Origin of the sequence: Pseudoclavibacter sp. VKM Ac-2888 (assembly GCF_015351285.1) — a bacterium.
GTDB lineage: Bacteria > Actinomycetota > Actinomycetes > Actinomycetales > Microbacteriaceae > Pseudoclavibacter.
Genome location: NZ_JADKSM010000001.1, coordinates 1,960,781 through 1,974,120 on the forward strand (window position 1 = coordinate 1,960,781; position 13,340 = coordinate 1,974,120).

Annotated in this window: 11 protein-coding genes; 8 read left to right on the forward strand and 3 right to left on the reverse strand. The window is 70.7% G+C overall.

Translation table 11 applies throughout. The annotated features are described in order from the left end of the window. Positions 1 to 235: 235 nt before the first annotated feature. Positions 236 to 1,087: a sugar nucleotide-binding protein gene (locus ITJ61_RS09270; protein ID WP_194686018.1), complete on the reverse strand. Its 852-nt coding sequence runs from the start codon at positions 1,085 to 1,087 to the stop codon at positions 236 to 238. Between the two features lie 65 nt (positions 1,088 to 1,152). Between ITJ61_RS09270 and ITJ61_RS09275 the strand changes: the two genes are divergently transcribed. The 3 genes from ITJ61_RS09275 (at position 1,153) to ITJ61_RS09285 (ending at position 5,240) form a co-directional block, all read left to right on the forward strand. Then, entirely contained in the window at positions 1,153 to 1,962 is an 810-nt protein-coding gene (locus tag ITJ61_RS09275) for a thymidylate synthase (protein WP_104298174.1), read from the forward strand. Continuing rightward, entirely contained in the window at positions 1,959 to 2,492 is a 534-nt protein-coding gene (locus ITJ61_RS09280) for a dihydrofolate reductase (RefSeq protein ID WP_194686019.1), read from the forward strand. The genes ITJ61_RS09275 and ITJ61_RS09280 overlap by 4 nt, the downstream gene beginning before the upstream one ends. A gap of 165 nt (positions 2,493 to 2,657) precedes the next feature. After that, positions 2,658 to 5,240, forward strand: a complete 2,583-nt coding sequence (locus ITJ61_RS09285) for a helix-turn-helix transcriptional regulator (RefSeq protein ID WP_194686020.1) — start codon at positions 2,658 to 2,660, stop codon at positions 5,238 to 5,240. On the opposite strand, the gene ITJ61_RS09290 is transcribed toward ITJ61_RS09285, so the two are convergent. After that, a complete protein-coding gene (locus ITJ61_RS09290; RefSeq protein ID WP_228496638.1) occupies positions 5,221 to 6,738 on the reverse strand; it encodes a glycosyltransferase family 2 protein in 1,518 nt (505 codons plus the stop codon). The two genes, ITJ61_RS09285 and ITJ61_RS09290, sit on opposite strands and share 20 nt — an antisense overlap. 207 nt (positions 6,739 to 6,945) lie before the next feature. Here ITJ61_RS09290 and ITJ61_RS09295 point away from each other — a divergent pair, with 207 nt between their 5' ends. The 5 genes from ITJ61_RS09295 to ITJ61_RS09315 are packed head-to-tail and all read left to right on the forward strand — an operon-like array spanning position 6,946 to position 12,354. After that, positions 6,946 to 8,295 (forward strand): nucleotide sugar dehydrogenase, encoded by a 1,350-nt coding sequence (locus ITJ61_RS09295; protein WP_104244907.1) that lies wholly within the window; start codon positions 6,946 to 6,948, stop codon positions 8,293 to 8,295. A gap of 31 nt (positions 8,296 to 8,326) precedes the next feature. After that, complete coding sequence (locus tag ITJ61_RS09300) at positions 8,327 to 9,355, forward strand: NAD-dependent epimerase/dehydratase family protein (RefSeq protein WP_104307751.1); 1,029 nt, start codon at positions 8,327 to 8,329, stop codon at positions 9,353 to 9,355. Then, the gene (locus tag ITJ61_RS09305) at positions 9,352 to 10,167 is read left to right on the forward strand and encodes a hypothetical protein (protein ID WP_194686021.1); all 816 of its coding nucleotides are present in this window, start codon (positions 9,352 to 9,354) and stop codon (positions 10,165 to 10,167) included. The genes ITJ61_RS09300 and ITJ61_RS09305 overlap by 4 nt, the downstream gene beginning before the upstream one ends. Next, positions 10,139 to 11,572 (forward strand): polysaccharide deacetylase family protein, encoded by a 1,434-nt coding sequence (locus ITJ61_RS09310; protein WP_194686022.1) that lies wholly within the window; start codon positions 10,139 to 10,141, stop codon positions 11,570 to 11,572. Before ITJ61_RS09305 ends, ITJ61_RS09310 begins: the two co-directional genes overlap by 29 nt. After that, positions 11,569 to 12,354: a hypothetical protein gene (locus tag ITJ61_RS09315; RefSeq protein WP_194686023.1), complete on the forward strand. Its 786-nt coding sequence runs from the start codon at positions 11,569 to 11,571 to the stop codon at positions 12,352 to 12,354. The genes ITJ61_RS09310 and ITJ61_RS09315 overlap by 4 nt, the downstream gene beginning before the upstream one ends. A 77-nt stretch (positions 12,355 to 12,431) precedes the next feature. Here the strand turns inward: ITJ61_RS09315 and ITJ61_RS09320 are convergent, their stop codons facing one another. Then, entirely contained in the window at positions 12,432 to 13,274 is an 843-nt protein-coding gene (locus tag ITJ61_RS09320) for an SDR family NAD(P)-dependent oxidoreductase (protein WP_228496639.1), read from the reverse strand. Between the last annotated feature and the right edge of the window lie 66 nt (positions 13,275 to 13,340).

Consider the following 13,340-nt stretch of genomic DNA (forward strand, 5'->3'; position numbering starts at 1 on the left):
GGAGCGGCACGCGAAGTCGTGGCACAGCGAGAGAACTGCGGCGGATGCGGCGGCGGGGCGCGCGCACGCCCAAAGCGGACTTGTGGTCGTCAAGAACGCGTGAGAACGACCACAACTCAGCCCTGCGCGGCGGGGAGGGGCGGGCGGAGCGGGGAGGGCCGGGCGGAGCGGGGAGGAACGCGCGAAGGCCGGGCGAAGACGGGCAGGCGCAGCGGGAGGGCGGCGGCGGACGGGGTCAGGCCACGCGCAGGCGAACCATCTCGGCGTAGCCGTCGCGGTAGCCGGGGTAGTCGAGAGCGCCGAGGAATGCAAGAATCCGCTCTCCGCTCAGCAGGGTGCCGCCGGCCTCTTCCGGGTGGATGCGCGGGGGCGCATCCACGCCCAGCTCGCCTGCCACGAAGGTCGCGACCTCGCCGAGGGAAGCCGGGCTGGCGTCGGTCGCGTGCAGCATCTGGGGCGCGTCTGCCCGCTCGAGCAGCGCCTCGATGGCGCGCACGAGGTCGGTCTCGTGCACCCGATTCGTCCGGCGGGCGTACTGGATGGGGTCGCCAGCGAGCACACGCCGGATGAGGCTGTCCCGCCCCGGGCCGTAGATTCCCGATGGCCGCACGACGGTGGCGCCGAACAGCTCGACCGCGCGTCGCTCGCCGTCGACGAGCGCGCGGCCCCGGTCCGAGGTCGGTGCCGGCGCGTCCGTCTCGCTGATCGAGGAGCCGTCGCCCCTGCCTTCGAACACGCGCGTCGACGACACGAACACGACCCGCTCCGGGATGCTCGGCAGGCCCGCCGCGAGCGTCTCGAGGGAGCGCCGGTAGCCGTCGGGCGCGACGACGCCGTCCACAGAGGGCGGCGGGAGCGTGATGACCAGTGCGTCGACGCCGGGCAGGCTGAGGGGCGCGGCGCCCGAGTCGGCAAGGTCAGCGCGGATGAGCTCGACGCCTGCGCCTGCCACGCGCTCGCCGCGCCGCACGCCGAGCACCTCGGTGCCGCGGGCCGCGTACCGCTCCCCCAGCCGCGCACCGAGCTTGCCGAAGCCGGCGATCAGCAGACGTTCGGGCTTGGACGGGGAGGCTGCGGGGGTGCTCATGCCACGAGCGTAGGTCGCGCCTCCCGCGAGATGCCCCAGAGGGCGCCGAGGCGTATCCTCGGGACGTGACTTCGGAGATCAAGACCCCGTACGAAGACCTGCTGCGCGACGTGCTCGAGACCGGCGCCCGCAAGTCCGACCGCACCGGCACGGGGACGCGCAGCGTGTTCGGCCGCCAGCTTCGGTTCGACCTGTCGGAGAGCTTCCCGCTCATCACGACGAAGCGCGTGCACTTCAAGTCCATCGCGTACGAGCTGCTGTGGTTCCTCCGCGGAGACTCGAACGTGCGCTGGCTGCAGGAGCGCGGCGTGAAGATCTGGGACGAGTGGGCCGACGAGAACGGCGACCTCGGCCCCGTCTACGGCGTGCAGTGGCGCTCCTGGCCGACCCCCGAGGGCGGCCACATCGACCAGATCGAGCAGGTCGTGGCACAGATCCGCGACAACCCCGACTCCCGCCGCCACATCGTCACGGCCTGGAACCCGGCCGAGATCTCCACCATGGCGCTGCCCCCGTGCCACGCCCTGTTCCAGTTCTACGTCGCCGACGGCAAGCTCTCCTGCCAGCTGTACCAGCGCAGCGCCGACCTGTTCCTCGGCGTGCCGTTCAACATCGCCTCCTACGCCATGCTCACGCTCATGGTGGCGCAGCAGACGGGGCTCGAGCCCGGTGAGTTCGTGTGGACGGGCGGCGACGTGCACATCTACGACAACCACGAAGAGCAGGTGCGGGAGCAGCTGACGCGCGACCCGTACCCGTACCCGCAGCTGCGCATCCACCGCACCCCCGACACGATCTTCGACTACGAGTTCGAGGACTTCGAGGTCGCGAACTACGAGCACCACCCAACGATCCGCGCGGCGATCGCGGTATGAGCGTCGGGCTCGTCTGGGCGCAGGCACGCGGCGGCGTGATCGGCGCCGAGGGCGGCATCCCCTGGCACGTACCTGAGGACCTGGCGCACTTCAAGGCCGTCACGCTCAAGCATCCCGTGATCATGGGCCGCAAGACCTGGGACTCGCTCCCGGAACGCTTCCGTCCGCTGCCGGGGCGTCGGAATATCGTCGTGACACGGCAGGCTGACTGGGCCGCAGAGGGGGCCGAGCGCGCCGGATCGCTCGAGGAGGCGCTCGCCCTCGCGGGCACGAGCACGAATGCAAACGCTGACGCCAATGCAAACGCCGACGCCGACGCGTGGGTCATGGGCGGCGGTGAGCTCTACCGGGAGGCCATCGCGCGCGCCGACCGCCTCGAGGTGACTGAGATCGACCTCGACGTCCCTGGCGACGCGCACGCCCCCGACTGGTCTGGCGAGGAGTGGTCGGTGGACGCCCGCGAGCCGTCGGAGGGCTGGCTCACCTCGCGCACCGGCATCCGGTACAGGTTCCTCAGCCTGTCCCGCTAGGCCAGGCCTGCAGGGTTGCTGGGCACCTCTACCCCGGGGTGAAACCCGGGGTGACTACATGAGTCTGCATGCAACGGCATCTAAACTCATCGCACACCGAAAGCGACGATCCCCGCCACTCCCCCTCCTGATCGATACGCCACCGGTGGGAGAGTGGACGCAGCCATGCTGGGACGAAACCGCGAACTGGCGCTTCTCTCGGCGGTGCGCTCGGAGGGCGCGGAGGACTTCCTGCTCTTCACCGGCCCACGGCAGATCGGCAAGACGAGCCTGCTCGAGGCTGGCGCGGCAGATCTCGGCGCGAAGCTCATCCGGCTGAGACGGAGCGAGAGCCAATGGCCGTACTCGGGGCTGTCGGTCATCGCGCTCAGCCTCGGCGGGCCGGCCCAGGAGAGCATCGAGAAGCAGCTCGCGCTGGTCAGAGCCGAGCGACTGCACCCGCTGCACCTCGCCGACGAGTTCGCAGGGCAGCTCCGCGCGAATGCGGCTCCCCTCACCCTCTTCGTCGACGACATCGACCTGCTCGACTCCGACAGCGCTGCAGTGCTCGAGCACCTCGTGCCGCGCCTCCCTGGCACCGGGTTGCGCATCGCCGCGTCAGCGACGCACATCGCTCGCAGCTCGGTCTTCGCCGGGTTCCGCCAGCATCCGCTTCGCGCCCTCTCCCGGGAGGAGTCCGTGGAGGTCGCCGCGACCGCATCCCCCGACGGCACGACCCGGGAGGCGCTCATGCTCCTCGCCGTGGCCTCCGATGGCCGCCCGGGGCTGATCGTCTCGGCCAGGCTCAATCAGCGTGAGCGCGACGGCGTCGACCCGATCCGCATCCCGCTCCGAATTCCCAACGCCGTCGCCCCCGAGGCGGCGTCCCACACCGCTCGCGACTCCGACGACCTCCTGGGGCTCATCGCCCTGGCCCCGTTCTCTTCCCGAACCGCCCTCAGCAGCTCGTCCTGGGCGCAGCAGGACGCGCTCGAGGACCTCATCGAGCACGGCATCGTCGATGTCTCGGACGACCGCGTGCACATCGCCGATCCGGTGGAGCGCGCCGCGCTGCACGCCGCGATGGATGCCCGCCAGCGGCGGGAGGTGCACGCGCTCGGCAAGGAGCTTCATAACGAGCGTTCGTCCGGCATCGCCCTCTGGCACGGGAGCTTCCTCGATGGCGGCGAGAACCTCGAGTTGGATCTGCTCGGCTTCGCCGAGGCATCGGCCAGGGCCGGAGAGGTCGCCACGGCGGTGGAGTTCGCGGAGCGGGCGCTCGCGCTGCGCAGCATGCTGCCGGGTCGCGGCGACCTGCTCTCCCTCCTCGCCGAGGCCTTGTTCTTCCAGGGCGAGTTCAGCCTGGCCCGCCGCTACCTGGGGTTCGGGCGTTCCCTGCAGCACTCGCCTGCGGGTGAGCTCCGCGCGGCGAGGGTCAGCATGCTCTGCACGTTCGCGATCGACCACGTCATCGCCGACTCGGCAGGCGCCGCTCTCGTGCAGACCCACCGCGCGAGCGCCCCCGAGGCGTGCTCGATCCTCCTCATCACCCTCGCCCGACTGCACCTCGAGCGGTGGGACGCCCAACCGCTCGAGCTCACCCTCCGACGCACGGTCGAGCTGCAGCTCGTCGACTCCCTGGCTTACCGGCTCCTCGCCACGATCGCAGCTGCCAGCGACGGCGAAGCTCCGGTGCTCGCCGGTGGCGAACCCGAGCAGCAACTGTCCGGTGCAATCCACGACCGCTCGCCCCTCCCCGCAGAAGATGCCTTCCTGCTCTGCCGCATCCTGATCCTCGACGAGCGCTACGTGGAGGCGCGGCGCATCATCGACGACCTCACCGCGGCTGGGCCGCTGCCGCTCCTCCTCCGCGAATCCGCGCTCGCGCTGCTCACCATGCTCGAGCTGCGACTCGGCAACCTCCTCAAGCTGAGACAGGCCCTCACCCTGTGGACCACGCTCGAGATGCCAGAGCCAGCACCGGATGCACCGCGCAGGTACCTGATCGCGGCGGCCGCCGCGATGCTCGAGCAGAGCCCCTCGACTCGGGTGAACGAGCTCATCGACCGGGCACGCGAGCAGTGCGATCAGGACGACAACAGCACGCTGCGCCCGCACGTCGCGGTGCTCGCCGGCAGCCGGGCCCTCATCGAGGGCAGGTACGACGACGCCATCCGGGAGCTGCGGCTCGCGAAGCGCTCGCAGGCATCGTTCCGGCGGAACCCGTCCATCCTCCGAGCGGATGCGGAACTCATCGAGTCCCTCTGGCTCGCGGGGCGGCACGACGAGGCAGGCGAGGAGCTGCGCCGGCTGGAGGCCGCCTCCAGAGAGCACCCCTCCACGTGGGCGACCGCCGCCGCAGCTCGCTCCGCCGCGGTCTGCGCCCCCACGGATGCACTCGCAGCGCTCGCCTTCGATGTCGCCGGGGCCCTGGTCCCGGATGGAATCACGCACACGCACGAGCACGCGCGAGTCCTCGCGGCGCGCCGCCGACGATTAGAGGAGCCGCCGCCGACCGCTCCGCCAGACGCAGCACGGGCAGCCCAGCCCGCGCCGCAACGCAAGGGAGCCTCAGCGCTCATCTCACAGCTGGACACCCGCGAACTCGAACTCGCTCAGCTCGTCTGGAGCGGCCACCGCAACCGTGAAATCGCCGGCATCCTGTTCGTGTCGCAGCGCACCGTCGAGCTCCGCCTCACCCGCATCTACCGCAAGCTCGGCGTCGACTCCAGGGCGCGCCTCGTGGCACTCATGTCGCTGCTCGTCTGACGACCTCAGCCACTGCCCGGTCCGGGGCCAGGTCCGAGTCCGGGGTCGGGTCCACGCTGCGAGCCTCGATCGCCGGGATGCTCCGCCTGGTCGGGCTGATCCAGCGGCCGTCGCCGGCCGCCCCGAACGCTCGCACGAAGGTGAGCATGCAGACCGCCGCATCCACGATGCGCAGGAGCGGGAAGCAGAGCGCCGCCGCGTTCGGGAGCCGCCGCGACAGCACCGCGGCGATGAGGGTCACGCACAGGTCGGGGACGAGGAGGCCGAGCAGCACGATCACCGGCGGGACCGCCCCCGCGATGGCCACGGCCCACTCGAACCCTGCACCGCCGAGGCGCGCGACGTCGGCGAGCAGCCAGGCAAGGGTCGACAGCAGCAGCATCGGCAGCGCGAGCACCAGGATGATGCTCGTCACGAGCACCTCCACGATGCTGACCCCGACGGAGAACCAGAACACCCCGACGTGCGCGCCGTGCCGGCGCACCGTCTGCCAGAAGCCGAGACTCCAGCGCCGCATCTGCAGCACGTAGTCCCGCAGCGTGTCCGGATCCTGCGTCTCCGCGACCGCACAGCTCGGATGGAACGCGATGCGCCCGAGCCGCTTCGCGTGCACCTCGAAGGTCATGTTGTAGTCCTCGATCGCCAGCCCCGCCGCATCGATGTCGACGGAGTCGAGGATGCTCGTGCGGTACATACTCGCGAACCCGGGGACGATGGCGACCGCATTCGCTCGCCTCGACGCCTGGCCGAACTTCTGCATGCACTGCACGAACACGTAGGTGCGTTCCCGGTACGCAGTGAGCAGGCGCCCCAGCCAGGTCTCCGGGCGCGGATGCAGTGCACTCGTCGCCCTCCCCGCCACCGCGACCGTGCCAGCGTCGTCGAAGAGCGGCAGGCCCGTCAGCAGGTAGTCGGGTCTGAGCCTGCTGTCGGCGTCGAGCAGCAGCACCACCTGGAACCGGTCCCGGAGGGAGAACCTCGAGATGCCCTCGACCAGCGCACCGGCCTTGCCCCGGTTCGGGAAGATGTCGATCACCTGCACCCCCGCGGCTTCCGCGAGCGCGACCGTGCCGTCCGTCGAGCCGTCCGAGGCGACGAAGATGTTCGCGGCCGGGACCTGCGCTGCGGCCGAACGGATGGTGTCGCCGATGACCTGCTCCTCGTTGTGGGCGGCGATCAGCACGGCCACGTCGCTCGGCTCGAGCCGCCGGGGAGCGCGGCGCTCACCGCCGTCCGCGCCTCCCCCCGCGCTCGAGTGGTGCGCACCGTCGCGCCGCCACACTCGAGCCGCGACGATCCGCAGCAGCCCAGCACCCGACCACAGCACTGTGGAGAGGCTGAAGCTGGCGGCGATCAGGGCCACGAGCACCACCAGCTTCGGGAGTTCGTCGAGCATCCGCGTCATCACCTCGCTGTGATCGGCTTCGGGGGCAGGCGGCTGTTCCGCTGCTCCCCGCGTCCGAATCGCTTCGTCGCCCTCCCGACGGTAGATGCTCATCGCGTTCATGAGACCGCAATGCCGCTTCGGTTTCCCGCAAGAAATGGAGGCCGCTCTCGGAAAGCCGCCAACCTCTCGGTCGGCTGTTGATCGCCGGTGCGGGCGGGGCCATGCTGTTGACGCGGAGCGAGTCAACGCCGACCGCCGCACCCATATGCAGCGCCCTTTCCCCAGGGGGCGATGCTCTGTCGATTCTGGAGACTCCCCATGACCACCTTCGAGAGCGGCCCCGCGGTCGCGATCTCACTCAGTCCGGTGCCCCTCGCTCAGGATGTGCGGCCTCCGGCCACGCAGACGAGCTTCGACTACGACGTGGCCATCGTCGGCCTCGGCTACGTCGGCCTCCCCACCGCTCTCGCCTACCACGCAGCCGGCAGCCGCGTCCTGGCGCTCGATGTCTCGCAGCGCCGGCTCTCCACGATCCGGGCGCAGGATGCGGATCTCCTCGACGGCGATCGTTTGCGACTCGCCACCGCACTCCAGGACGAGGGCTTCGCGCTCACCGACGACCAGGAGCTGCTGAGCAGGGCCGCCGCCATCGTGGTGTGCGTGCCCACCCCAGTCGATGTGCACCTCGTCCCCGACCTGAGCCTCCTCGCCGCCGCAGCCGCGACCGCCGTTGCCGCAGCCGTCGTGGGGCAGCTGCTCATGCTCACCTCGACCACCTACATCGGCTGCACCGAGGACTTCCTCGTCACGCCGCTCCGCAAGCGCGGCCTGGCAGTCGGCAGCGACGTCCACGTCGTGTTCAGCGCCGAGCGCATCAACCCTGGCGTCGACCAGTTCTCCCAGGAGGTCGTGCCCCGCGTCGTCGGCGGCGCCACCCCCGCCTGCGAGGAAGCGGGCGCCACCCTCCTGGGCCGCTACGCGGACGCCGTGCACCGCGTCTCGAGCCTCGAGGTGGCCGAGATGACGAAGATCCTGGAGAACACCTTCAGGGCCGTCAACATCGCCCTCGCCAACGAGTTCGCCGACATCTGCTCCAGTCTCGGAGTACCCATCACCGAGGTCATCGACGCGGCCGCCACCAAGCCGTACGGCTTCATGCCCTTCTACCCGGGCCCCGGTGTGGGCGGCCATTGCATCCCCTGCGACCCCCACTACCTGCTCTGGCAGCTCAAGGAGGAACGCGTCGACGCACCCATGATCGCCCAGGCGATGACGCGGATCGCGGCACGGCCGAGGCAGGTCGTCGACCGCATCCGCGACCTGCTCCTGCAGCTGGGCCTCGGCCTGGAGGGCACCAGAGTGCACGTCATCGGGATCGCCTACAAGCCCGACGTCGCCGACCTGCGCGAGTCCCCGGCGCTCGAGATCCTCTCGCACCTGGACGCGCTCGGCGTCGACCTCGCCTACACCGACTCGCACATCCCGAGCGCCCTCCTCCACTCGGGGAGGCTCCTCGAATCGATCGACGACCCCAGCTCGTTCGACGCCGACCTCATCCTCATCCACACGAGGCACACGGGAGAGGACCTGTCCTGGATACGCGCAGACCAGGTCATCCTCGACAGCACCTACCGGGGCACCGACCTGCCCGGCCGCCACCTCCTCTGACCCGCGACGAGAACAGCGAAAGGCAACGACCATGAGAACACTCGTGACGGGAGGCGCCGGCTTCGTCGGCAGCCACCTCGTGGAACATCTGCTGGCTCAGGGCGACGACGTCGTCATCCTCGACGACATGTCGACGGGGTCCGTCGGCAACCTCATCGAAGCGCGCTCCAACCCGCGGCTCACGATCACCTACGGCTCGATCCTCGACTCGAGGAGCGTGCGCGAGGCGATCGACGGCTGCGACCGGGTCTTCCATCTCGCAGCCCTCGTCGGGGTGAAGCTCATCGTCGAGAACCCCCTTCGAGGGCTGCGTGTCAACCTCCACGGCACCGAGAACGTGCTCAACGCCGCCGTGGGAAGCGGCGCCTCGGTGCTCCTCGTGTCCACGAGCGAGATCTACGGCAAGAACACGGCAGACAGCCTCGACGAGAACAGCGACCGGATCCTCGGCTCCCCGCTCGCCAGCCGCTGGAACTACGCGGCCGCGAAGGGGCTCGACGAGTCCTTCGCGAAGGCCTACTCCGACGAGTACAACCTCGACGTGTCCATTGTCCGCCTGTTCAACACCGTCGGCGAGCGGCAGACCGGCAGGTACGGCATGGTTGTCCCCAACCTCATCACGCAGGCGCTTCGAGGAGAGCCGGTCACCGTCTTCGGCGACGGCGCGCAGACCCGCTGCTTCAGCTATGTCGGGGACATCGTGCCAGCTATGGTGCGGATCGCGGAGCTCGCGGAACCCGGATGCGAGGCGTACAACCTCGGCGGGGCGCAGGAGGTGTCCGTGCTCGGGCTCGCGCGGCAGATCATCACGCAGCTCGGCAGCGACAGCACCATCGAGTTCGTGCCGTACGACCTGGCATACGCGACCGGCTTCGAGGACATGCGCAGGCGCGTCCCGAACAACACCAAGGCAACGAACCGGGTCGGCTACGTGCCCAGCACGACGCTCGCCGAGATCGTCGACCGCGTCGCCGGCTACGTCCGCTCCCAGGGGGCTCGCTCCGCCGACGTCATGCGTCTCGCGAACCGGGAGCCGGCGACCCCCGTCGGTCGATCGTGAGCGCCATCGTCGCCCGCATCGGGGCGGGCCAGGCAGCACCGCGCCTCATCAGCGCCCTGCGTCGGCAGTCGGGGCCAGGGCACTCCCTCGCCGGGTTGACGCTCAGCGACTACCGCGGGGCGAGCACGACGCTCGTCAGGACGGCGATCGGCGCCCACACCAACCGCCCGCTCGAGCGGATCGACGTGCCCCCGGCACTCCAGGAGTGCGGGTCCGGCATCGGCGTCATCGTCGCCGACGCGTCAGAGGCCGCGACCGACTCCCGCCAGCCCGCCACAGACTGCACGGGCGGCATCACGGTCGTCCACACGGGCGGCATCCGCAACGCGAGAGCCCTCAGCGACGAGCTGCTCGCCGCCGGACACCACCCACGCTCGGGCCACGACTCCTGGTCGTGCGCCGAGATCATCGCGCATCTCGTCGAGGAGGGCATCCGACGCCGGATCTCCGCGCACTCAGCACTCGACCTCGCCGTGGCCCGCCTCGACGGGAACTGCGGCATCATCGTCCTCGAAGCCGGCCGCGGGCACCTTGCCGCTGCCGCCCACGGCTCCCCGCTCGTCCACGCCAGGACCGCCAACGAGGCGTTCATCGCGAGCGACGTGGACGCGCTCCCCGCGCACATCCACAAGTTCCGCATCCTCGGCGACGGTTACAGCATCGAGGCCCGACATCTCGCGGACCGGTGGCGGCGGCGCGGCCGCGAGCTCTCCTCACCCCAGCTGCACAGCAGGATCTCGGAGATGCCGTCTCCCCCGATGCCCCTGAGAGGACCCCAGAGCAGTGCGCGCGTCCCGACTCCGGCCGCGTGAGGCGGGCGGCAGACGCGCCAAGCTCACGGGCGCCATGTCGGCCGCGGCGGCGCTCTGCGTCGCGCTGCTGCTGAGCTGGGCCGGACCGCCGCCGGCCGAAGCCGCGCCCGCTCCGTGGACCGTCGTCAGCCTCACCTTCGACGACGGCCGCGACAACCAGATGAACGCCGCCCCCGTGCTCGCCGCGAACGGCGTGCCAGCGACGTTCTTCGTCTCATCCGGACTCATCGACGCGCCCGGCTACTTCACGCGCGCCGAGCTCGACGAGCTGGCCCGTGCCGGCCACGAGATCGGCGGGCACACCGTCGACCATCCCAACCTCGCGGCCCTCCCGCTCGACGAGGCGAAACGCCAGCTGTGCTGGGACAGGAACACGCTCCTCACCTGGGGGTATGACGTGCGCAGCCTCGCGTATCCGTTCGCCTCCACCACCCCGGAGGTCGAAGCGGCGGCCGAGGAATGCGGCTACTCCAGCGCCCGCTCGCTCGGAGAGCTCCGCACCCGATTCGGGTGCGAGCAGTGCGCCGAAGCCGAGAGCATCCCGCCCAGGAACGCCTTCTACACCGAGGCACCCGCGCAGGTCGACAGCAGCTGGACCCTCGAAGACCTGCAGGACAGCGTCACGAGCGCCGAATCCGTCGGCGGATGGGTGCAGCTCACCTTCCACGACCTCTGCGAGACCGGCTGCAGCGAGCTCAACGTCACCCCGAAGCTCCTCGACGACTTCCTCAGATGGCTGACGCCCCGCGCCGAGACGAACGGCACGGTCGTGCAGACCGTCGGCGACACCATGGGCGGCGACGTCCGCCCCCGGGGCGACGCCCCGGAAGCAGCCCCAGCACCGCCCGGCGTCAACGCCGTCAAGAACGCGGGCTTCGAGGGCGTCGACGCCGACGGGGTTCCCGCCTGCTGGATGGAGGGCAACTGGGGAGAGAACGCGACCGACTTCGGCACCAGCCGAGCCGCCAACTCCGGCGAGTACGCCGGCATCGTCGCCACCGTCAGACACGCCTCCGGCGACGCGAAGCTCCTCCCCCAACTCGACCTCGGGACCTGCGCGCCCACCGTCCTGCCTGGCACCTCCTACTCGCTGCGCGCCTGGTACTCCTCGACCGCCAAGACCCAGTTCGTCACCTACCTGCGCACGGCAGAGGGCAGCTGGGAGTACTGGACCGCGAGCCCCTACCTGCACGCCGCATCCGGGTACGAGCGCGCCATCTGGATGACGCCGCCCATCCCGCCCGGCTACACGGGCATGAGCTTCGGCCTGAGCCTCTTCGAAGACGGCGTCCTGCGCGTCGACGACATCGGCATGTACGCCGCAGGCGGCACCCCGGGGGCGCAGCGGATGCCGCCGGGCACCGCTCCCGGCGGCATCCGGCCCGGCGCGGCGGTCGCCGTATGAAGCGCGCCCGCCGAAGCGGCATCACGGCAGCCGTGCTCCTGCTCGCGCTCGTCGGCTGCGCGGCCGCGCCCGCCCCTACCCCTACCCCCGCCTCCGCGCCGCGGGAGCTCCCGAGCGGCCAGTACCCGTGGCACACGGACATCATCGCGACGACCTTCTGGGTCGGCGAGCTCTTCGACCCGAACGCGTCCGACGGGAGCCAGATGATCTCCACCTACGACTCCCGGTGGTACGAGTCGTATGGCGGATGCGATGGCCTCCTCATCAACGGGCCGAACGAGACGAGCACCTGCCAGACCGAGCGACGCATCGCCGAGGACGACTACTTCCCAACGCAGATCACGCCGCTGCAGAACCCCTTCTATCTCGACCTCCCCTTCGACGACGTGCACGACGACGCCGCCTTCGCGATGCGCGGCGACGTCGTCCCCTGGGCGTCGGACCCCGAGTATGCGGGCATCGTCGACGACCGCACGGTGAGCCTCATGAAGAACCGCTGGGTGGTGCTCCACCGCGACGGCCGGTACTGCTACGCGCAGATCCAGGACGCCGGCCCCGCCCTCTACGACGACGCCCGCTATGTCTTCGGCGACGCCGACGAGCGCCCCGCGAACACGCGCTTCAATGGGGCGGGCCTCGACGTCTCCCCCGCCGTCAACGGCTGCCTCGCATTCGACTCTCTGAACGGCACGAACGACCGCGTCGACTGGGCATTCGTCGACGCCGAAGAGGTGCCGGACGGGCCGTGGACCGTCACGGTCACCACCAGCGGCGTGCAGTGAGCGGCATCCGGTGAGGAGAGCGGGGCGCTCGCCGCTCGCGCCTCACCGGATGCGCCTCACCGGACGCACCGTCCGAGTCACGCCTGCACGGGTCTCACTCGGAGCCCGCCGAATCCCCCGTCGACCGACAGGACGCTGCCCGTCGTCGACGCGGAGAGCGGCGACGCGAGGTACGCGACCGCCCCTGCCACCTCGGCCGGCGTGACGAGCCTGCCCGTCGGCTGGCGGGCGTTCATGGCGGCGCGTTCCGCTTCCGGATCGGCGACGTTCGCGACCATCCGCTGCACCCAGGGCGTGTCGGTCGTGCCCGGCGAGACGGCGTTGACGCGGATGCCGTCGTGCACGTGGTCGGCCGCCATCGCGAGCGTCAGCGCGTGAACGGCGCCCTTCGTCGCCGAGTACAGCGCGCGCTGCTGGATTCCCGTCGTCGCGGCGATCGAGGTGAGGTTCACGATGGCCGCCGCGTCCGACTCGCGCAACGCCGGCATCGCTGCCGCACACACGCGGGCGACGCCCCGCACGTTGACGTCGAGCACTCGCGCCCAATCGTCGTCGCTCGAGTCCTCGACCGTGCCGAAGGCGCCGATGCCCGCGCAGTTCACGACGACGTCGAGTCGCCCGAAGCGGTCGAGCACGGCCGCGACACCGGCATCCACCGAGGCCCGGTCGGACACGTCGACGCTCACGCCGAGTGCGGGCCCTGCAACCGAGGCCCCGTCGAGGTCGAACACGGCGAGCTGCGCGCCGCGAGCCAGCAGCTCCTCGGCGACGGCGGCGCCGATCCCGGATGCGCCGCCCGTGACGATCGCGACCCTCCCGCCGAACTCTCCGTCGCGGTCAGTCCCGCCGCTGCTCCTGCTGTCGCCGCCGCTCACGCCGCCACCCCCGCGCGCGACGAGCATCCCGCTGCCTCCGAGCATCCCGCTGTTTCCGGATGGGTTTCGCGCTTCGGGATGGCGTGCAAGCCATCCCGAAGCGCGAAACCC